Origin of the sequence: Vibrio pomeroyi, assembly GCF_024347595.1 — a bacterium.
Classification (GTDB): domain Bacteria; phylum Pseudomonadota; class Gammaproteobacteria; order Enterobacterales; family Vibrionaceae; genus Vibrio; species Vibrio pomeroyi.
In genome coordinates, this window is the sequence record NZ_AP025506.1 from 2,088,508 (window position 1) to 2,108,361 (window position 19,854).

Genomic DNA, 19,854 nt, shown 5'->3' on the forward strand with positions numbered 1-19,854 from the left:
GAGTTACTTACACGGTCAACCACAAAGAGTTGTTAATATGAAATTTAACAAAATCCTATTTTTTTTTGCCGCATTAACCTGCACGAATGCACTTGCAAAAGATACCGCTACGCCTGAAGCAGAAGAAAAGCGGCCAAACAAACCATTCGTTATTACTGGGGATGAAATTCAACCACTCTCAGATACTCATTGGCGAATTAAAGTCTCCTACGCAGAAGCCGTCAAAGTTCGTTGCATCGCGTTTGATGAAAAAGAACAAGCCGTTGCAATCGATTCTATCGCTGTGATTCCGCCTTTTTCTGTGTCTGATATGTATACACGAGAAGACGATGGCAAGATCGAGGAAGTAAAATGTTGGATCACCAGTACCCGCTCGGAAGATCTAGCCAAAGACTACATTCGTCATGATACTTAGAATGCACCAAAGCAGTTAGTGATTGGACACGATTACAGCATGCAGTGATGAATCTGAACGTAGAGAGAAAAGCTCGTTTTGGAGCGTAACCATATCGAAAACTGGATTAACAATATGAAGAACCTTGTCGTTAGTACCCTTGCACTCAGCATGTTATTTTCTTCAGGTGCTGTCATCGCAAACGAAACCCAGCCAAAACTCATTCTGCAGCTTACCGTTGACGCGCTGCGTGGTGACTTACCCAATCGATTTAAACACAATTTTGGTGAAGGTGGTTTTAGGCTGCTCTTAGATGAGGGCGTTCACTATACGAATGCACACTACCAACATGCGAACACAGAAACGATTGTAGGACACGCAGCCCTTGCTACAGGCGCACCTCCCGCAGTAAACGGCATGATTGGTAATGTATGGTACGACCGAGCTCAAGAACGTGTGGTGTACAATATCGAGGATACTAACTACAACTTATTGGCAATCGATGCTGACATCGATCAATCAACAGAGATCGATTCTACCCAACGCGCAGCACAAGGCGATGGTCGGTCACCGTTAAATATCCACACTTCTACAATTGGAGACGAAATTGTTAAAGCCTATCATGGTAAGTCTCGCGCCTTTTCTGTCTCTTTTAAAGACAGAGGGGCTGTGTCTTTAGGCGGTGAATTAGGCAAAGCTTTTTGGTTCTCTAAATCTGCCGGCGCATTTGTAACGAGTGATTATTACTACGACAAGAACCCAGCTTGGGTTAACGAGTGGAATGCCAAGGATTTTACTCAACAGTACAGCGGTAAGCGATGGGAACTCACTCTACCCCAAGAAAAGTATCTATTTTCTGATGATGGTGATGTCGAATATAAAATTGACTTAGCCAGTTTTAGTCGTAGCTTCCCTCACCCTTATGGTCCAGCTAACTACCCATACTTCACTACACTATTGAGCGTAAGCCCAGCAGGCGATGAGATCGTTGCAGATTTTGCAAAATCTGTCATTGACTCAGAAAGTTTAGGTCAAGGTGAATACCCCGATTACCTTTCGGTTAGTTTCTCAGCGACTGATTATGTCATCCATATGTATGGCCCTTCTAGTATCGAGGCAGAAGACAACCTAATACGTCTTGACCGCACATTAGAGGATCTATTCGCTCATGTGGACAAAACGGTTGGGCTTGATAACACACTTATAGTGTTGTCAGCAGATCACGGAGCCCCTGACGTCCCGGGCTACGTGAATGCGTTAGGTGGGAATAAAGCTGACTATTTTGGCATTGAAAAAATGAAACAGTCAGGCGTTTTTGAAGTGGTAAAGAAGCGTTTTGGATTAGGTGAGGATGTTGTTCGCCAATATGCCGATCCCTACCTATACCTGAACCATGAACTGATTGAATCAAAAGGCTATAAAGTGTCAGAGGTTCAGACTGCTATCGCCCGCGCATTAGAAAACATCGATGGTATTAATCAAACAATTACAGCGACAGATATTATGAAAGGTCAACTTTCAGATACGCGTATTAATCGACTAGTGGCTAACAACCATCACCCCACTCGTTCTGGAGATATCTATGTGGTTTACAACCCAAATGTTTACATCAACAACTTTGATGGTTTGAAAGTAGCTTCAGTTCACGGGTCTCCATGGCGCTATGATACTTTCGTTCCTATCTTTTTTGCAGGAATGGATATCAAAGGTGCTAAAGTTCACCGGGAAGTCACCCCTTATGATATCGCGCCAACTATCTCTCAATTTATGGAAATCAACTTTCCGTCAGGTTCGACAGGAAGCGTACTCACAGAGGTCGTTCCTTAACCCATAAGTTTCAGTTATGAGATACGTAGCGGATAAGAAAGCCTGGCCACATGGCTAGAGAATTTGTCATTAGAAAAAACAAGTCAAATTGTACAACTTAAAGTCAGGTTCAATCTTGCTCTGGCGCACAATGGGGCATGAATGAGCTACAGCTTCCCCTAAATTAACAATTCAGAGATAACTAAAGGTATGGAAAGTCGCTTAACGTAGCGTCCAGTATTGATGGTGCAGATCACTGACAAGTATGCGGGTCTTCAGACAATATGCTTTTTTCAAATATTTAAAATCATGTTCTCTACTGCCTCTCAATAAAAAAGCCCAAACAAAGGGTTGGGCTCAATTCAATAATCATGAAACCATTGTCACGGTGGTTATATTCCGATTAATTTCCCCAGATTTGGCTTACAAACTCTGGATGGTCAATAAACGGATTACGATTCCCTTGAAAATCATGTACCGCCTTATTTCGATCGATTTCTTTTTGGCTTACTGGGTCATCAGAATGCCAACGCTTTAGCATAGTAAGTAGCCAAGGTTCAAAAACGGTTGTATTGGTTCCATCCAGAACGGCGTCAGAGCTTGTTGAGTTCCCTTCCCAATTAGCGATTTCATTTTCATAGCGTGTTGCCATGTAGAAATATGCTCTTGCGAAATCACCTTTAAACTCATCAATTGGCTCAAACACCGTACCCACATAACCAAGAGAGTTCGCTGCATTGCCTAACTTAGAACCATTGCTTGATGTGTATGTCGCGCTACTCACCTCACCAAATGGCCAATTACTACGTTTCGAGTTAACGTAGCCGTCAGTGGCAAATAAATGGTGACCGTCAGAGTTCATTGGCTCGACTTTCCCACCAAACCAGCTTTTCGGGAATGAGTGCTCACGGTTGTAGCAATCACCTTCTTTTCTGTATTGACCACATTGATCGGCCACCTTAGTAAATTGGATTGAATCTGAGCCTGAAGGTTTCTCCGAATACATATCGAGAATCGACCCATCAGTGTCATAGTATGCGTCTAGGTCAGCCTCAGACACCAACGTCCAAATAGCGGTGTAACCCTGACTACTATGATTATCAATAATTTGATACAAGGCCGTTTTTAACGCAAAGCCCATTTTGCCTTCAGCGTCTTTGTAATACTCACCTAACACTGGAGGTTCAGTTGGTGGTGTAGTTGAGCTACCAATCGTAAATTCTGTACTCTGACTTGCTTGGAAATCACCACCAGATGCCACAACGGTTCCGTTTACCGACAAACTGTATGAACCATTCCCCACACTGCAGCACATTCCATCCCCATAAGAGTCTGAGACTTCTAGGATGTAGCTACCATCCGCTAAACACATTTCCACTTCATTGATGGTGTTACTTTGATAATCTGAACCAGAAAAAAGAGTTTGAGAAACTGAGTTTTTGAGAGACCAACTGGTTTCAGAACCATAGTTATCCGTCGCTAGCGTGAGTGCGGCACTTGTGTCATTGCAGCTTTGTGTTGGTGGAGTCTCCGTAGGCTGAAAGTTATCTAAATACACCACTTCCGAACCTTCAAAACCTGCATCATCATAAAATCGTACGCCCACAACGATATCTTTAGTGCTCGTAGCGTTGTACGAGTGAGTCAATACTTGCCACTGATTCGTTAAACCATTATTCGAGTAACCTAAATAGCCATCAACAAAAAGGCGAGCTTTCACGTTGCCTTCCGTGTGGTAAACATCGACAGAGAAATCATAAGTTTTCCCTTGTTCAACACGTATCGTTTGAAGAAAATCGGTATTACTTTGAGTACTTGTATTCACTGTTACTTGTGCTGAAGAACTGCCGTTATTTACAGGATCGGTAGAGAGCGAAAGTGCAATGCCGGAGTCAATCACACTCCAACCAGATGGTACGTTTCCTTCCCAGTTTTCGAAACTTCCATTTTGCATTTGCGCATGTGCACTCGTTGAACAAAGTAATGCAACGCCACTTAGTGTTATTATTCTATTTATCATATAACCTTCTGTTTAATTGGATAAAAACCAACTAAGCTTAGAAAGTAATCAAAAAATGAATGGAGATATACATCACATTTATAAATGTAAGCATTATGGGTTTTATTAATATATGTGATGTAAAGCTATATAACTTCGACCAGTTAAATAAACGAAAAAAAAGCTGACCAGCTTATCTGGCTCAGCCTTTTTACTCTCAAGATCTCTAACCATTAATCGCCTTTCAACATATCTAAAAAGATCTGTCTCGATTCAGGTGTGTTGTCCCTGTGGGTTTCGTACTTTATGTGTGCCTCCGCATCGGCAGATTGAGACAACTTGATGCTCCAAAGTGCTTGCAGTTGGTTTGGAACAATCGAATATCGAACATCGATAACACGTAGCTCATCCATTGGATCTTGTGCCACGTAACCATTTGAGAACCAGCGAAAACGCTCAATGTCTTTTGCTTGTTGTGAATTAGGGTCAAGCCACGGGAAATCCAGACGCACATTCAGTTTAGCAATAGAGTCTCCAGGATAGATTTTAGCAGAAGTGCCGACTCGAACAGCATCTACGTAGTATCGAGATTCTGTTTCGTAAACCACTTTCCACACTAAGATATTTGCAAAGCTCGGCTTAGCCTCTAAACGAATAGGTGCATGCTGGCGTTCTTGTGCTAATTGCCATCCTATCGCTTCTGCCCTATCCCTTTGTATCATGCCTAACGTTGGATAAATCAAAGCCCACAGAAACGCAATACGAGCTAACCAAGGGACTCGCTTCCATGTTGCAAACACAAGCAATATTAAGATGGGAAGTGTATAGACAGGGTCGATAATCGAAATGGTATTCCAAGCATAACGTTCATTGGTGAGCGGCCAGAACAGTTGGGTGCCATACGTAGTACAAGAATCGAGTAAAGCATGTGTGCCATAGCCTAACGCGCAATACAACCAACTCTGTTTAAATGAGAGACCCCGCCTTTTTGCAATCAAAGGGTACAAAACCAGAGCGCAAATCAAGCTGCCAATAGGAATAAATAAAAGTGAGTGAGTAAACTGTCGATGGAACTCCAATGCGAGTAAAGGATCACTCTCCGATCGAATAAACGCATCTAAATCTGGCGCCATTCCTGAGAGCAAACCTAAAACCCCAGCGACCACCAAATGTTGTTTTTTACTCGCCGATTGTGACAAAGAAGCACCTAGTACGCCCTGCGTTAACGGATCCATAAATCACCCACTTTTTGCATTCCCTTGAACTGAACAAGTACATTTAGCTATAGCAGTGAATCCAGTTAAACAACAAGATTTTGTCAACATACTCATAGACATAATCGTATAAATGTAGACTGACAAACAAAAAAGAGCAGCCTGATGACTGCTCTTATTCGGCTCTCATTAACTCGTATCTGATCAGCGTGATTGTGTCGCCTTACTCAACAACAGATCCCAATCAGATAGCTCAACCTGCCCTTTGCGAATATTCACCTTGTGGTAACCTTTTTCGGTTAAGGATTTCACTTCAATAAAGGAATAACCGAACAAAGACTTTTTAACCACTAGGTTCGCCTTAATACCATGCAAATACACGTTCCCATCGTCTAAGCACAAGTGGCTTTTCGTGAGCCTTGAGGCAAACATGTAAACCAAAGTCATGAGGGTAATTGAGGTGATGAAAGGAAAAAGCTGCAATTCAGTTTGATACAAGAAACTGATCATCAGAGATACGATCGCATAGGTTATCGTCATTGATAAAACAACGTTCCATTGCGGCCCATTACTTTTAAATGAGATTTCCCGTGCCATCATAGATTCCTTTGAGTAAATGCTTGAGTACATTCGAGATATTTATAAAACGGGATAAGTTTATTATGAATGGTGATGCATTCAAAGGACTGAATTACACTATTGAAGGGCTCAGATCGCAATTAGACATTTACGTGGTGTTTCACACATAAATATCTAATTAAGTCATCAGCCGAATAGATCATGAACTGTCTGAAATTAACGAGCCACCATACTTCCCGCGATAACAACCAACAGTACTGAGAAGATCTTCTTGATGGTTGGAACGGGTAAATGGTTTGTCGCTTTTGCACCTAAAGGTGCGGTGAACCAAGACGTACACACGATACCCAACAGCGCTGGTAAATAAACAAAACCTGCAAAGCCATCAGTTAGAGCAAAGTGGCTACTGCCCGACGTGATGTAGCCGATAGAGCCAAATAGCGCGATGACAATGCCACACGCAGACGCACAGCCAATCGCCTTTTTCATATCGACCGAAAAGAACGTAAGCAATGGAACGAGTAATGCACCGCCACCAATCCCTATCATTGCAGACAAGCCACCCGTAATGGTTGTCAGAACTGTTAATACGCCTTTATTCGGTAGCTTTCGCTCTTTAGGCGCGTCGCTTTTGCTGCTTAAGAACATCTTAATCGCGATAAGAACCACGCTCACAGCAAACACGATACGAACAACCTTTTCCGGTAATAACGCCGCCATAAAACCACTAACCAAAGCACCAAGGGCAACGCCCAACATGATCCAAGGTGCTAAATCCCAAGGCACGTTACCGTTCTTGTGGTGAGCGAGCGCAGATGAGGTTGAAGTAAATAGAATCGAAGCCAGTGAGGTCGCAATCGCAGCGACAACAACTTGGTCTGATGGTAAAACGTCCAAATAAAGTAAAATGCTGCTTAACACTGGAACTATAATCAGCCCTCCACCAATGCCCAAAAGCCCGGCAAGAAAACCAACACCACTGCCTAATAACGCACAGTAGAAAATCAACAACAGCAATTCACTCATTTCATCCATCTCTTATTCAATTAATTATCTTAAATAACACAACATTAATGTGGTTATATTTCCATTAAGCTAATTAATATAACTGACACCGACTTGAATATTCAAACATATAGATCATGAAAATTCTTCATGATGAATGTGAAGTAATACCATTATTAATCCCACTCCCATCAACGTATAAAAACCTTAAGCAAATAAATTAATACGAAACTTTTAGTGAAGACAGCCTCGATTCTTAATCCGGTCACACGCAAAAATAAAGCACTTAAATATTAAAGACCGAGAGAATCAGACAACGAATTGGGATACCAGATCAACATGAATAATGAATTTAACTTTACGATTAAGAGCATTAGCCTCGACGAAAACTACCAGCCTGCAGACAGCACGCGTATCACAACTAACTTTGCTAACTTGGCTCGTGGCGACAGCCGTCAAGCGAACTTACGTAACGCACTACAGATGATTGACAACAGTTTCAATGCCTTAGCACACTGGGACAACCCAAAGGGCGACCGCTACTCTGTAGAGCTTGAAATCATTTCTGTCGATATGGACATTGAAAGCAACGGCGAAGCCTTCCCTTCAATTGAAGTGCTGAAAACAAACATCCTGGACCACAAAACGAACGAGCGCATTGAAGGTATTATCGGGAATAACTTCTCTTCTTATGTTCGTGATTATGACTTCAGTGTATTACTTTTAGATCATAATAAAGGCCAAGATAAATTCAGTATTCCAGCCGATTTTGGTGATTTACACGGCAAGCTGTTTAAATATTTCGTAAACTCTCAAGCATACAAAGAGAACTTTAAGAAACCACCGGTTATTTGTTTGAGTGTTTCAGATAATAAAACTTATTACCGTACTGAAAATCAACACCCTGTATTAGGCTTTGAATACCAACCGAATGAGTCTTCTTTAACTGAACAATATTTCAAGAAGATGGGATTACAGGTTCGTTATTTCATGCCGCCAAATAGTGTTGCTCCTCTGGCTTTCTATTTCTTTGGTGATCTGCTGAACGATTACTCTAACCTAGAGCTTATCAGCACCATTAGCACTATGGGTACTTTCCAGAAGATCTACCGCCCTGAGATCTACAACGCGAACGCTGTTGCGGGTAACTGCTACCAACCAAACTTGAAAAACTTGGATCACTCACTGACTCAAATCGTGTATGACCGAGAAGAACGAAGCAAGCTAGCTGTTGAACAAGGTAAGTTCGCAGAAGAGAACTTCATTAAGCCATACCAGTCGGTACTAGAAAACTGGTCTGCCAACTACGCGCTGTAATCGTTCTACTTTACGCGCATTAGGAAACGTACGATCCACTATGGGAATCTAAGGACAGGCAGAATTATTATGAAAACACTATTACCGACTTCAACTGCAGGCAGCTTGCCAAAGCCATCTTGGCTAGCACAACCAGAAACACTTTGGTCTCCATGGAAACTGGAAGGCGACGAATTAACGGATGGCAAACAGGATGCACTACGAGTGTCTCTGCATGAACAACAACAAGCCGGCATCGATATCGTGAGTGATGGCGAACAAACCCGTCAGCACTTTGTAACGACCTTCATTGAACACCTGAATGGTGTCGATTTCGAGAAGCGTGAAACGGTTAAGATCCGCGACCGCTACGATGCGAGTGTACCGACGGTTGTTGGCCCAGTTTCTCGTCAGAAATCGGTGTTTGTTGAAGATGCTAAATTCTTACGCCAGCAAACAGACCAACCGATCAAATGGGCTTTGCCGGGGCCGATGACCATGATTGATACACTTTACGATGCGCATTACCAAAGCCGTGAAAAACTGGCGTGGGAATTTGCAAAGATCCTCAACGAAGAAGCCAAAGAACTTGAAGCTGCAGGCGTGGATATTATTCAGTTCGATGAACCCGCATTTAACGTGTTCTTTGATGAAGTGAATGATTGGGGAATCGCTTGTTTGGAAAGAGCCATTGAAGGGCTTAAATGCGAAACCGCTGTACACATTTGCTATGGCTACGGCATTAAAGCAAACACAGATTGGAAAAAGACATTGGGCACTGAGTGGCGCCAATATGAAGAAGTATTCCCTAAGCTGCAGCAATCAAATATCGATATCATCTCGTTAGAGTGCCACAACTCTCATGTACCTCTTGAATTGCTTGAACTTGTTCGCGGTAAGAAAGTAATGGTTGGCGCAATTGATGTTGCTACAGACTCTATTGAAACACCGGAAGAAGTGGCTAGCACTCTCAGAGAAACACTTAAGTATGTTGATGCAGACAAGCTCTATCCTTGTACTAACTGCGGTATGGCTCCCCTGCCTCGCGACATTGCTTCAGCTAAGCTGAATGCACTCAGCGCTGGCGCAGAGATCGTTCGTAAAGAGCTTTCAGCGTAACGGCTGATCTGAATAGAAAAACTAAATCTTGAAGCCTAAGTATCGAATGATGCTTAGGCTTTTCTCGTATTAAGTGAGGCGTACTACTCGCAGGCTGTTTACCAAGTTTTATCTAAATCTTGAGCGTATAAGGTGATCGCTCGTTGGTACTCTTTGATCGCATCGCTATTGGTCGTAGACACCAACAACTCAAGCAACAGAGACGTTGCTTCTTTATGTCGGCCTAAATTATACAGACACATCGCGTAGAAAGGCTGAACTTCAAGGGAATCAGGATACTCAGCCATCGTCTGTTCAAAATAGCTTAAAGCCTCTGCATACAGGCCGAGGCTTCGATAAGTACTCGCCAACCCGAAAAGCGCATCAAAGCGTTCTGTAGAAGTAAGCTCGCCCAAAAGAGACAGCAAATAATGCTCGATAGCCTGCTGTTCTTTACCTTGATTGTCGTAAGACCAAGCTATCTGCAAGTGCGCTTTCGCAGCATACTGTTCATCATCGAACAGTGTCGCTAACAAATTTCGTGACTCTTGATACTTGGCCTCTTTACGTAACTCGATGGCTTGTTTGATAATGGTGTCCATAACTCTCCCTACCGCTTAAGTGCTGTGCTATGCGTTCATTTCCTCGAACATCTGTTTGTAAGATTGAGTTTGTAGTGCTGATTGGGTAAGCCCAAACCGACTGGCTAATAACTCCAATTCATCTTTGTAAACCGATAACTTAGACTCATCATCCGTCATGATAGCGAACTCTGCAAAATCACCGATACCCGTTAGTGAGTCGACAGTAATATGAAATTCGCCCACAAAGTAGATACTGCGTGTCTTCTGCGCTTTTAGGATCACTTCGTAACCCAAGTTCTCAAGCATGCTCTTGGCATTCGACGCATCGGTGATGTTTGTCGCTTCGCATCGGTCAGACTCTGGGCCTTTTACAATCCATAGCTTAATGCCCGACGGTTCCATTGTGCGAATACATAAACTCTTGTTTTGAGCTTGTAAGCTTCTGTCTGGGCTATCGAAATACCAATCGCACTCAAGGTTATCTTGGAGCATCACTTCATGGGGAATAATACTCAATGTCTTCAAGAATTCTGATTTAGAATCGAGGCGATACTTAAGCTCTACTTCGTATTTACCCTGGAAATGGTCGTTAGACATATACTAGCTCGGTGCAAAAAAATGGATACTAGCACACCACCAGAACCTAAAATACAAACTGGCGCACAACACAAGCTAAAGCTGTGGAACTATGTTCGACACGCTAACACACGCTGCCATTCTTCTTGGCTCATAGAGCCTTTAGAAAGGTAAATATTGTGTTTCTGCATCGCACCTTTTGTGTATGAAAGCTTGATGAATGAGCCAATTTCAAACGGAAGAAAGCTACGCTGTAAAGTCACGTCACAAGCAACGCCATTTAAACGTACGTGACCGTTCGTGATTTCAAATGAGCTATCGCGAAGCTTCCACCACAACATTAGAATTTTTATTAGTGGAGGAACACAAACTATCAGCCCTATGGTTAGCAACGATGAACGTTCACCGCCTGATATCCAATAGATAAGGCCTAATGCAATAGCAATAAACAGCAGCTCTGAAAATAAGTATTTAACAAAATTTAATTGGATGCGGCTAACCATGGTGCCTTCCTTGTTGTGAATCCAAACGTAGCTCCATTTCAACCAAGCCTTTAACCTCGGAAAGTTTGGTGAAGCCTTTTGATTGATAAAGCTTAATAGCGGGATTCTCACTGAACACACGTAGCACTAACTGAGTCGATGCTTGATTGTTCGCATGTTCGATCACTAAATCTAAACACTTAGCACCAAAGCCTCTGCCTTGGTGTTCAGCTAATATCTGAAAGTCTCTGAGAAACGTGGTGTCACTGGTATAGCTGAATCGAATAACTCCAATACGGTTACCACCAACATAGGCTTCATAGTTATCCAACTCATCCCAACTTCGTAAAAACTGACTATGACCCCAAGCGATGCCGCGAGCCTGATAGTAACTCGCCATATTTGTTTTGGTAATTAGCTCAGCGAATTGAGGATCTGAACCTTTGACCAGCTTTACTTCCATATTGTTTTCCTTACCTTCAAGTTGCTCCCTAATACTGCATCCAAAAATGCCATAAGTATTGAATCAAAAACGTTAAGAAGATTTAAGAGACATATCTGCGTCTAAAGCCTTTTCCAACCACATTGAACTGATGTATTGGCCATTTTTCTTTGCATATTCATTGAACACACCAACTTCTCGAAAGCCAAAATGCTTATGCAGAGCGATAGATGCCTCATTAGGTAATGCCACACCGGAAAGAACTCGATGAACACCGAAATCAATGATTGATGCGAAGAGCTGAGAATACAACTTAGAGCCTATCCCTTTACCTTTTGCATCTTCAGTTAAATAAATGGTGACTTCAGCTGTATCTTCAAATGCCGATGTAGCTCTGTATTGTTGAGAGCATGCGAAACCAAGTAGCGAGTCGTTTTCGGTTGCGACGTAAAGTTGATATTTACTATTGCTCGAGAATTGAGAGAACCATTGCTGTCGATTTTCCAACGTAAACTTCTCTTCTTCAAAGCGAGCATTGGTATGTTCAATATAAAAGTTGAAGATATCTGTAATTCCTTCAACATCAGACAATGTTCCTATTTTAATGTCCATGTAATGTCCTTTTTCAATTGTGCTTAATCACCCAAACCAACACATAAAATACACAACACACGTAGATTCATCTTTGAAGGGTTAGCTATGTACATTCCAGCCAACTGTACTCCATTTGACGCGCAACTTTCTTGGCAAACTGTAGGCCGTTATGTACTGATACCAAATGTAAGCTCATATCTATACCTGCCGAGATACCGCCAGATGTAGTGAATTTACCTGACGCCACCCATCGTTTATCACTGATCACATTTAAACTTGGGAATTGCTGCGCTAAGTCGAAGATGTCTTCCCAATGAGTGGTTACTGTTAACCCCTCAAGTAAACCTGCTTTAGCTAAAAGAAATGCACCAGTACAAACAGACACGACTTGTGAGGCCAATTCTGAAACAGAAGATATCCAATTGAGCACATTTGGCTTGTTCATTTCGTCAGTATGTACACCACCAACGACCATCAACAAATCTATTTTGGGGTGGTTAGTTAACGAGTAGTCAGGCAATACCTTAAAACCGCCGCGAGCTATAACCTGTTCTGCAGTTTCGGAGATTAAAAACACATTTAGATCTTCAGCACCTAAGCGCTTTGCTGTACTGAAAACTTCAAACGGGCCAGAGAAGTCGAGAACTTCTGCTTGATTATAAATATAGATTCCGATGTTCATTGCACCTCCATGTACAACTTCATTAATAACTAGAATTTACCATAAACATCTTGTCCGGCTAATTCATACACCCCATTAAGGATTCTTAACTTTACCCATTTTAGCCAGGATGCCTTTCCCCTTTTCATAAACAAGAGATAAACCAAAGTAGACTGAAACCCACAAGACAACATCGAGAGCGGCTAACTTGATATCTAGTGGATCTGAAAAGATGTTATAGGTGTGCCCAAACTTTGCTTCAATTGATTTAACTAAAATCACTGTAGCGATAAAAATCACAATCCTCATGGGTTTCCCTATCTATATGTTTAAACTAAATCGTACACATGCGTGTGGATATTGTTTAAGTTATTCCAAGTATATAATGCACTAACAACCTTACTTGTCATCGACCTTTTCTATAAACCAAGTCCCATGGCATGGGCCATTGGTTAAATGCCAACGACCATCAAATCTCTTGCTGTTGCCAGTTGCAGAAAAACGATAATCCCACTGGCGATGTTTGGCATATAAACGTAAGTCGCCACTTTCCGTCACCCAACCTTCTAATGGTGTTCCGTTGTAGGTAAGCCTTAGCATGGCTTTACCCTCACTAATGAATCCGGTGATGGTTGTGCGTTCACACATATTATTGCCAGTGGTGTTAATACGGCGACCTAGCCACTCACCGTCAAAATCAGTAGAAGGCACAAATTGAGGACTATTAGGAAGTTTAGGGAACGACTCAGAATTACTGGACCCGAACCATTGAAGTTCGCGGCCAACGAGGAAGAAGACAACAAAGCCAATTGATACAGCGATAACAAATCCCTTTTTCATAATCTAGTCGCCTTCTTATAAAAATAAGAAGAACCCTAACATAATGAAAAGTAATGAGTTAGATAAAATAATATCAACTTTGATGTATAACACAGATTGAATTTGGATCTTTGTTCACTGACTAACGGATTCTGCACCTTAGGTTGAGCGCCCTTCTGGAAAAACGCTTAACTCGGCCTGTAATTCACACCAATTCGCTTTGTAGTTTGTATAAATCTGAGCATCAATTTTGACAGGAATATCGACATCGAACGTTGATATCGCCAACTCGATATTTTCAAGAGGTTCACCTTGAACTCTGAAGCCAAGGCTTGATCCACAGTTGGAGCAGAATGTTCGCGTTGTGCCGTTTGATGCGACAAACTCTTTGAGTCGATCTTTGCCAGAAAGCCAGTTTAAGCCTTGTACACCAACAAGCGTCCCAAAAGCGGCACCATGGAATTTTCGGCACATTGAACAATGGCAGTTGGCGGCTTTTTCGCTGAACCCTTCAACTGAAAAACGAACACTGCCACACAAACACGATCCTTTAAAATCTGTACTCATCCTGAGTCTCCTTCCCTTTAATACAGTGTGTTAACCCACTGGCTATTGCGGCTTCTAACTATTTAACGCATTACGCCAATATTGCACCGTTTTATCAGAGACAGAACCATTTTCATTCGCTGCTGCGACCAAGAAGTCACATAAGTTGGTCGCAACCTCTTCATTGCCTAGCAAGTATAAACTGCGAATAGCTCTCGTTAGTCGAAGCTGGTTATGGTCATGATTCTTCAACCATACATGGTTTGCCGGGCTAAGTGGCAATAATGACGATATCTCACTTCCGTCTCGCTGCATGCCCCAAAATTCAAGCATCAGGTCAAGCACTTGTAGATGAGCTGTGCGAAGATCTTCTGAGTTAGCAAAAATCACCCTATCCTCTTGAGTAACCAACGGTGCATGTTGATTAAACTTAGTCCCTTCATCGATGGGGAAAAACACTTGGATATACTTATGGTCATGCTCCAACCAAAAGTGATTATAAGCTAACAACTGTTCAATATTACGACCAAATTTATCTGGCACTACACCAGAGATAAAGCGAGTAATCTCACTCATTTTAAAATCCTACTGACTATAAACCACCACTTGTGGGCGAATGCATTATTACGCAGTAAGCCGTGGAAAGCCTAGTCATTTACGTTGTAAGTACCGATCTGACTTCGAACTTCACATACCACGTATTAGGAATCACTTTTGAATACATTCGACTTACTTTCCTAACAAACGACACTGGTACTCTGCGACACATTTTAGTTCTGCTGCATGTTCAGGGAATCGTTCGTGAAGAAAACACAAGGCATCCGTTGGCGTAGCGTATGAGTTTTATACTTAAGCATGCAATCAGTGTGTTAATAACTGAGTACTAAAACCTGAACGACTAAAAGAGATAGGTAATATATGCACCGAAAGATTACATCTTTCAAAGACAAAATCCTTCAGAAAGCGTCCTTCGATGCATATAATTTCAAGCGACTGACATAAGTGACTAGCGTAAGTCGCTAACATAAGAGACTAACGCAAGCGTCTCAACACAACCTGCTGGTCAAGCTCATTCTGATAGTCCGTATAATCAAGCCCTTGATCAAATATGTACTCAGTGACAAGAGTACGAATGCACTGAACTAATGTGCTTGCTTGCCAAGGCTTTTCAAAGTAACGGTCGATGCCTGCTGCATTAATCGCATTGATGGTATCAGTATGAGTGGCCTGCCCCGTAAGAAGAATTTTCTTTGTATTCGTAAAGCGGCTGTCATGGAACACTTCCGTGAGTAACTCCACACCCGTTTTCCCTGGCATCACATGATCAGACACGATGACGGTAATGTGTTCGCCTTCTGCGTCAAGTTCATCAATGAGATCAAGCACTTCTTGCGCTGATTCACAATCTTCAATATTCAGCCAACTCGCCAGCGGCTCTAAATCTTGTATCACTGCGCTCAGTACTTCTCTCTGGTCATCGACACAGATTAAATTAAGCTTCTCCATGTTCACCCTCTATTGGTAACTTGATTCTAAATACCGTTTTAGAAGCATCACTTTTCACAATGATACTTCCGCCATAACCTGCCACAATCCGCTTAACTACTGATAAACCCAAGCCCAATCCAAACGATAAACCACCTTTTTTAGTGGTGAAGTTAGGCTGAAATACCTTTCTACGAGTCGCCTCGTCTATCTCAGGGCCATTATTCGCGATCGTAACTAATATTCTTTTCTTACTTAATCTGGTTTGAATCTCTATTGCGGCATCGTCTGAATTCGACATTGCATCACAAGCATTCTTTACAATGTTGACCCAAATCTGAACGAGCTCTGTTTTCGAGCCTTTAAAAGTCGGCAAATCTGCTGGGCTCAATCGCACAGACACTCTACGTAACTCACTTTGTAACAACGATAAGGCATGGTTAATGGAGTCGTTAATATCAACCGCTTCTTCGGTGTCAATATCAACTCTGCCAAGTTGTTTAACCGATTTTACGATGCCGACGGTGTGTCTAGATGCCAAACGTAAATCATGTAAATCACAGCCCATCTGCCAAAAACGAATCGCTTCTTCTGGGTTTTTCAGCCAATGCTTTGAAATAACGTCTGTTGCAGATAAAGCGTCAATTGGAATCGCCTTTGCAAGAGAGCGAGCAATGTTTTTGTCTAAACCATATTTTCTTTCAAATTGTCGCCCACGTGTTCGTGCTTCTAACGACGACGTTTTCTGACCATGCATTAACCCAAAATCGAAAAATTGACTGGCTTCTGGATGCACTTCTTCAAGTAGATCCATGATGACCGTTTCAAGTCGACCAGATTTACTATTTACTACACCAATAGCATTGTTAAGTTCATGAGCAATCCCAGCAGCTAATTGACCCAAGGTCGTCATTTGCTCAGCAGTATGTAACTTCTCTAGCGCTTTTTGTTTCGCGATCGCTTCCTGTGTTGCGCGGCGTTGACGACGCGACAACTCATTGACAATCACAGGTGTGAACTGTGCGGTAAGAGGACCAAATTTACGTTCATCTTCTGCAGGCGTGTCTTTATCGATCCACGCTAACTCAACATCGGTTTTAGCAACAACCGTTGAAGATGCTGTCCAATTACCAGAAAAGAAGCTATGAACGCCTATAAAAGCCCCACTCCCCGCGCTAAATACTCGCACTTGCGGTGTATTCGCATCGGAATAAAACCCTTCCAGTTCTCCACTCAACACATAATATAAACGAGTGTTTAACGCTGATTGTTCAATAATGGTGTTACCGGCACAGCACGTCACCCGACGTTCTGTGTGGTTAAAATAGCGATCGATCAGTGCTTCTAACTTTTGTTGATACACGTATCGTTACCCTATGTGACCAATTGAATGTAGCACCCACACCATAACAAAGCTCAATAGCACACCAACCACACCCAAAATAATACCGATTCTGGCCATTTGATTACTTTGCACATGACCAGTGGCATGAGCCAACGCATTCGGTGGCGTACTGATTGGTAGCGACATACCTAATGAAGCGGCAAAAGTCACAACCAGAATTAACGTTAACTCACCACCTAGTGGCGTGAGTGAAGCCATAGACGAACCTAATGCAGCCATAATTGGCATTAACAAGTTAGCCGTTGCGGTATGAGACATAAAGTTTGCCATTACCAAACACAAGAACGCCGCCCCGAACAACACCACATAGGGTGAGTAAGCATCAAACGGAATACTGTGTACCACGAGCTTTGCTAAGCCAGTTTTATCGAGCGCTAAACCAAGCGCAATACCACCTGATACAAGCCACAATACGTCCCAAGAAATTTTCTTCAGGTCTTCTTTATTGATGATCCCAGTAAGAGAGAACACAGCAACTGGAATCAGAGCGACGGTATAAGAGTTCATGCCATGGCTTGAGCCCATTAACCAAAGAATGATGGTGAGCGCAAAAGTGACGTACACCGCAATGGCTTTGGGTGTTTTAAGGAATTTACCTTTAATACTTAGTTCGATTTTCTTTTGGTCAGCTTTGTACATAAAGCCGATTAAAAACCACGCTAACGCCATCATAATCACGACAAACGGCACACCAAATGCCATCCATTCGCCGAACGTAATTAGGTTATCGCCAACTAAATATTTAAGTGCGATAGCGTTCGGAGGGGTACCGATCGGGGTACCAATGCCACCGATGTTAGCGGCAACAGGAATACAAAGCGCAAACGCTACACGACCGGGGTCTTTCGGACCAAACACAGCCAGCACCGGCGTTAAAATGGATAGCATCATTGCCGTTGTTGCCGTGTTAGACATAAACATCGAAAAGATACCAGTGATCAACATTAAGCCGAGCATCACAAACTTTGGGTCTTGTCCAAATGGCTTCAACAACACGCGAGCTAAGTTTACGTCTAATCGATATTTAGTGGCAGCCATCGCTAAGAAGAAACCACCTAAAAACAGCATGATGATTGGGCTAGCGAATGTCGCCATGATATCGCTGTATTTTAACAGCTCACCAAAATGTTCTTCCCCATGATCAAACCTTAAAAAGATCAGCCCTTTATCCGACAACATCAATAATTGCAGAACGATAATAACAACAGACGTCGCGTAAATCGGGATAGGCTCGAACACCCAGCACAATGCCGCTAATAAAAAGATCGCAATAACGCGTTGTTGAATAATCGTAAGGCCTTCAAATGGAAACGCTGATAGCGGCATTACGAGGATAATGAAAGGAATTAAAATAGGGATAATGTATTTAATATAGGGGCGCATAGCACAAAAACTCTTCCTGAGATAACAACTACTTAGAAATTAGATTTACAGTTCTAATTTGGATCCGACAACGAATTATCGAACTCTTGTCACTATCTCACTCTCGGCTAGATCAATGATTGCGTGATCACGATATCCCCTTTTTCGATTCTGTGCGCTACCTCTACGTTTGTATGTCGTTTACTGTTGCAATTAAATTCCGAGAAACAAAAAGCAAACGTTCGCCTTTGCGTGGGAGATCCGTAAACTTCGGCGCTTGCACCGTTGCAGAGTACTCGCCTAAAACTTCAATCTCAGTTTGGTCTATCAGCTCACTCGTTTTAAGCCACACATTGTCTTATTTAGCGAAATAAGCATTCAGATAGTTCGCAGCCAAATAAGCTTTTAAAGAATGAGGTTAGTGAATGCCGGCACTGCTATAAAGTGCCTTTCCAATAGTTGGTCGCTTGTCATGTTTCCTCCGTGAAACTGACCCTTAACTCTATGCTGAGAGATGGCGCCATGTGGGATGAAAATACAGCCAAAAACTAATCATTGACTCCATAGTCGTTTGTTAGGCGACGACTAAACCGGTGAAGAACAGGCTTTTATCAATAACACCAACCGCTACCAAACCTATCAGAGCTAGAGAAAATACAGCTAGCCAACCGTGCTTCAGAAGCAAACTATATTGCGGCCTGATACGCTCAAGCTTCAGCAAGCGGCGATACTCATAAGCCTGTGTATAACACCAAGAACACAGAACGATAAATATCAACATTGCTAGTTTTTGACTTCCCTCAACGCTAACTAAACCACCAAAAATACCTAGAGCGACTGCCCCAACAGTATTTGAGACACCTTTAAAGTAGTCGATAACCAATTGTTCGGAATAACTATCATATAATTTCATATTCAATCTTCAATATTTTCGTATTAGACGCCTAACGCCGCCTTAAGTGGACTAAAATAGTGGGTTAAAATGTGCAGCGAAGCGAAACCTAACCCACTGTTTTAGTTTCGTTTAAAGTCCTTGTTAAATGTATTTCTAGTCGAATGGAGTGAATTGAATGTCATATCCATACGGGTTTTCTCTAGGAGGCTCTTCTGGCTCAGTAGAATATATTTGAATTTCACCTGTCACCTTAAAGCCGATTTGGTTTCCAATACTTGTTACCATATATGGAGGCTCGTCAATGTCATTAGCCCACACTTTTATTCCCATAATGGCATTACCTTTGGGGCAAGAGAAGCCTTCTTTCATTTCACCACAAACGCCTTCAGCTAAAACGGTGAAATGGCTGTATGGGGTCGTTTCTCTCTCATAACGAACCTTTAACTTCCAATCAGAATCATCATTCATACTTTCACTTTGAACACTTGTCACAATAAACATTAACGTGATTACTGCGATTAAATTAGGAATATTCATATACATTTAACGCCCAATTAAGGTTTGAGTAACGCTACCACAAAACTCAACCATGCCACCGTAAACACTGTACTC

General features: G+C 42.2%; 23 protein-coding genes and 1 pseudogene. 4 read left to right on the forward strand and 20 right to left on the reverse strand.

All coding sequences use genetic code 11. The features are described from left to right. The first annotated feature begins 37 nt into the window (after positions 1-37). Positions 38-415, forward strand: a complete 378-nt coding sequence (locus OCV12_RS09270; RefSeq protein WP_176681064.1) for a hypothetical protein — start codon at positions 38-40, stop codon at positions 413-415. Positions 416-529: 114 nt separating this feature from the next. Further along, a complete protein-coding gene (locus tag OCV12_RS09275) occupies positions 530-2,221 on the forward strand; it encodes an alkaline phosphatase family protein (protein ID WP_261884472.1) in 1,692 nt (563 codons plus the stop codon). Positions 2,222-2,603: 382 nt separating this feature from the next. On the opposite strand, the gene OCV12_RS09280 is transcribed toward OCV12_RS09275, so the two are convergent. The 4 genes from OCV12_RS09280 to OCV12_RS09295 all read right to left on the reverse strand — a co-directional run bounded on the left by OCV12_RS09280 (position 2,604) and on the right by OCV12_RS09295 (position 7,018). Then, positions 2,604-4,220 (reverse strand): endonuclease, encoded by a 1,617-nt coding sequence (locus OCV12_RS09280; protein ID WP_261884473.1) that lies wholly within the window; start codon positions 4,218-4,220, stop codon positions 2,604-2,606. A 212-nt stretch (positions 4,221-4,432) separates the two neighbouring features. After that, positions 4,433-5,434, reverse strand: coding sequence for a metal-dependent hydrolase (locus OCV12_RS09285; RefSeq protein ID WP_261884474.1), 1,002 nt, complete (start codon positions 5,432-5,434; stop codon positions 4,433-4,435). A gap of 183 nt (positions 5,435-5,617) precedes the next feature. Continuing rightward, entirely contained in the window at positions 5,618-6,010 is a 393-nt protein-coding gene (locus OCV12_RS09290; RefSeq protein ID WP_261884475.1) for a hypothetical protein, read from the reverse strand. 198 nt (positions 6,011-6,208) lie between these two features. Beyond that, positions 6,209-7,018, reverse strand: a complete 810-nt coding sequence (locus OCV12_RS09295; RefSeq protein WP_261884476.1) for a sulfite exporter TauE/SafE family protein — start codon at positions 7,016-7,018, stop codon at positions 6,209-6,211. A gap of 318 nt (positions 7,019-7,336) precedes the next feature. Between OCV12_RS09295 and OCV12_RS09300 the strand changes: the two genes are divergently transcribed. Both OCV12_RS09300 and OCV12_RS09305 read left to right on the forward strand, forming a co-directional pair. Next, complete coding sequence (locus OCV12_RS09300; RefSeq protein WP_017630558.1) at positions 7,337-8,314, forward strand: DUF1852 domain-containing protein; 978 nt, start codon at positions 7,337-7,339, stop codon at positions 8,312-8,314. Between the two features lie 69 nt (positions 8,315-8,383). Continuing rightward, the gene (locus OCV12_RS09305; RefSeq protein ID WP_108021161.1) at positions 8,384-9,412 is read left to right on the forward strand and encodes a methionine synthase; all 1,029 of its coding nucleotides are present in this window, start codon (positions 8,384-8,386) and stop codon (positions 9,410-9,412) included. Between the two features lie 98 nt (positions 9,413-9,510). On the opposite strand, the gene OCV12_RS09310 is transcribed toward OCV12_RS09305, so the two are convergent. The 16 genes and pseudogenes from OCV12_RS09310 to OCV12_RS09380 form a co-directional block, all read right to left on the reverse strand. Next, complete coding sequence (locus tag OCV12_RS09310; RefSeq protein WP_261884477.1) at positions 9,511-9,993, reverse strand: tetratricopeptide repeat protein; 483 nt, start codon at positions 9,991-9,993, stop codon at positions 9,511-9,513. A gap of 27 nt (positions 9,994-10,020) precedes the next feature. Then, complete coding sequence (gene cyaB, locus OCV12_RS09315; protein ID WP_261884478.1) at positions 10,021-10,572, reverse strand: class IV adenylate cyclase; 552 nt, start codon at positions 10,570-10,572, stop codon at positions 10,021-10,023. Between the two features lie 89 nt (positions 10,573-10,661). Then, complete coding sequence (locus OCV12_RS09320) at positions 10,662-11,054, reverse strand: hypothetical protein (RefSeq protein ID WP_261884479.1); 393 nt, start codon at positions 11,052-11,054, stop codon at positions 10,662-10,664. Then, positions 11,047-11,496, reverse strand: a complete 450-nt coding sequence (locus OCV12_RS09325; protein WP_261884480.1) for a GNAT family N-acetyltransferase — start codon at positions 11,494-11,496, stop codon at positions 11,047-11,049. The genes OCV12_RS09320 and OCV12_RS09325 overlap by 8 nt, the downstream gene beginning before the upstream one ends. A 72-nt stretch (positions 11,497-11,568) precedes the next feature. Then, positions 11,569-12,087: a GNAT family N-acetyltransferase gene (locus OCV12_RS09330; protein ID WP_261884481.1), complete on the reverse strand. Its 519-nt coding sequence runs from the start codon at positions 12,085-12,087 to the stop codon at positions 11,569-11,571. A gap of 85 nt (positions 12,088-12,172) precedes the next feature. After that, entirely contained in the window at positions 12,173-12,751 is a 579-nt protein-coding gene (locus OCV12_RS09335; protein ID WP_261884482.1) for a DJ-1/PfpI family protein, read from the reverse strand. A 75-nt stretch (positions 12,752-12,826) separates the two neighbouring features. Beyond that, positions 12,827-13,039: a hypothetical protein gene (locus tag OCV12_RS09340; protein ID WP_261884483.1), complete on the reverse strand. Its 213-nt coding sequence runs from the start codon at positions 13,037-13,039 to the stop codon at positions 12,827-12,829. Positions 13,040-13,129: 90 nt separating this feature from the next. After that, positions 13,130-13,570, reverse strand: coding sequence for a hypothetical protein (locus tag OCV12_RS09345; protein WP_261884484.1), 441 nt, complete (start codon positions 13,568-13,570; stop codon positions 13,130-13,132). A 138-nt stretch (positions 13,571-13,708) separates the two neighbouring features. Then, positions 13,709-14,116 carry a GFA family protein gene (locus OCV12_RS09350; protein WP_261884485.1) on the reverse strand — a complete coding sequence of 136 codons (408 nt, stop codon included), beginning with the start codon at positions 14,114-14,116 and terminating at the stop codon, positions 13,709-13,711. A 54-nt stretch (positions 14,117-14,170) separates the two neighbouring features. Further along, positions 14,171-14,671 (reverse strand): opioid growth factor receptor-related protein, encoded by a 501-nt coding sequence (locus OCV12_RS09355; RefSeq protein WP_261884486.1) that lies wholly within the window; start codon positions 14,669-14,671, stop codon positions 14,171-14,173. Between the two features lie 456 nt (positions 14,672-15,127). After that, the gene (locus OCV12_RS09360; protein WP_261884487.1) at positions 15,128-15,601 is read right to left on the reverse strand and encodes a response regulator; all 474 of its coding nucleotides are present in this window, start codon (positions 15,599-15,601) and stop codon (positions 15,128-15,130) included. Beyond that, a complete protein-coding gene (locus OCV12_RS09365) occupies positions 15,588-16,943 on the reverse strand; it encodes an ATP-binding protein (RefSeq protein ID WP_261884488.1) in 1,356 nt (451 codons plus the stop codon). The genes OCV12_RS09360 and OCV12_RS09365 overlap by 14 nt, the downstream gene beginning before the upstream one ends. A 6-nt stretch (positions 16,944-16,949) precedes the next feature. Then, on the reverse strand, positions 16,950-18,368 hold the full coding sequence (locus OCV12_RS09370) for an SLC13 family permease (RefSeq protein ID WP_261884489.1): 1,419 nt from the start codon (positions 18,366-18,368) through the stop codon (positions 16,950-16,952). Between the two features lie 238 nt (positions 18,369-18,606). After that, positions 18,607-18,821, reverse strand: a pseudogene (locus tag OCV12_RS24915) (hypothetical protein); the annotation flags it as partial. A 100-nt stretch (positions 18,822-18,921) separates the two neighbouring features. Next, positions 18,922-19,260, reverse strand: coding sequence for a hypothetical protein (locus OCV12_RS09375; RefSeq protein ID WP_261884490.1), 339 nt, complete (start codon positions 19,258-19,260; stop codon positions 18,922-18,924). Positions 19,261-19,395: 135 nt separating this feature from the next. Further along, the gene (locus OCV12_RS09380) at positions 19,396-19,779 is read right to left on the reverse strand and encodes a hypothetical protein (protein ID WP_261884491.1); all 384 of its coding nucleotides are present in this window, start codon (positions 19,777-19,779) and stop codon (positions 19,396-19,398) included. Positions 19,780-19,854: the final 75 nt, after the last annotated feature.

Coding starts and splice junctions, on each gene's coding strand:
- OCV12_RS09355 (WP_261884486.1), bottom strand. CDS start 14,671: ATGAGTGAGATTACTCGCTTTATCTCTGGTGTAGTGCCAGATAAATTT.
- OCV12_RS09300 (WP_017630558.1), top strand. CDS start 7,337: ATGAATAATGAATTTAACTTTACGATTAAGAGCATTAGCCTCGACGAA.
- OCV12_RS09340 (WP_261884483.1), bottom strand. CDS start 13,039: ATGAGGATTGTGATTTTTATCGCTACAGTGATTTTAGTTAAATCAATT.
- OCV12_RS09375 (WP_261884490.1), bottom strand. CDS start 19,260: ATGAAATTATATGATAGTTATTCCGAACAATTGGTTATCGACTACTTT.
- OCV12_RS09270 (WP_176681064.1), top strand. CDS start 38: ATGAAATTTAACAAAATCCTATTTTTTTTTGCCGCATTAACCTGCACG.
- OCV12_RS09280 (WP_261884473.1), bottom strand. CDS start 4,220: ATGATAAATAGAATAATAACACTAAGTGGCGTTGCATTACTTTGTTCA.
- cyaB (WP_261884478.1), bottom strand. CDS start 10,572: ATGTCTAACGACCATTTCCAGGGTAAATACGAAGTAGAGCTTAAGTAT.
- OCV12_RS09360 (WP_261884487.1), bottom strand. CDS start 15,601: ATGGAGAAGCTTAATTTAATCTGTGTCGATGACCAGAGAGAAGTACTG.
- OCV12_RS09350 (WP_261884485.1), bottom strand. CDS start 14,116: ATGAGTACAGATTTTAAAGGATCGTGTTTGTGTGGCAGTGTTCGTTTT.
- OCV12_RS09305 (WP_108021161.1), top strand. CDS start 8,384: ATGAAAACACTATTACCGACTTCAACTGCAGGCAGCTTGCCAAAGCCA.
- OCV12_RS09295 (WP_261884476.1), bottom strand. CDS start 7,018: ATGAGTGAATTGCTGTTGTTGATTTTCTACTGTGCGTTATTAGGCAGT.
- OCV12_RS09330 (WP_261884481.1), bottom strand. CDS start 12,087: ATGGACATTAAAATAGGAACATTGTCTGATGTTGAAGGAATTACAGAT.
- OCV12_RS09370 (WP_261884489.1), bottom strand. CDS start 18,368: ATGCGCCCCTATATTAAATACATTATCCCTATTTTAATTCCTTTCATT.
- OCV12_RS09290 (WP_261884475.1), bottom strand. CDS start 6,010: ATGGCACGGGAAATCTCATTTAAAAGTAATGGGCCGCAATGGAACGTT.
- OCV12_RS09275 (WP_261884472.1), top strand. CDS start 530: ATGAAGAACCTTGTCGTTAGTACCCTTGCACTCAGCATGTTATTTTCT.
- OCV12_RS09325 (WP_261884480.1), bottom strand. CDS start 11,496: ATGGAAGTAAAGCTGGTCAAAGGTTCAGATCCTCAATTCGCTGAGCTA.
- OCV12_RS09320 (WP_261884479.1), bottom strand. CDS start 11,054: ATGGTTAGCCGCATCCAATTAAATTTTGTTAAATACTTATTTTCAGAG.
- OCV12_RS09285 (WP_261884474.1), bottom strand. CDS start 5,434: ATGGATCCGTTAACGCAGGGCGTACTAGGTGCTTCTTTGTCACAATCG.
- OCV12_RS09345 (WP_261884484.1), bottom strand. CDS start 13,570: ATGAAAAAGGGATTTGTTATCGCTGTATCAATTGGCTTTGTTGTCTTC.
- OCV12_RS09310 (WP_261884477.1), bottom strand. CDS start 9,993: ATGGACACCATTATCAAACAAGCCATCGAGTTACGTAAAGAGGCCAAG.
- OCV12_RS09380 (WP_261884491.1), bottom strand. CDS start 19,779: ATGAATATTCCTAATTTAATCGCAGTAATCACGTTAATGTTTATTGTG.
- OCV12_RS09335 (WP_261884482.1), bottom strand. CDS start 12,751: ATGAACATCGGAATCTATATTTATAATCAAGCAGAAGTTCTCGACTTC.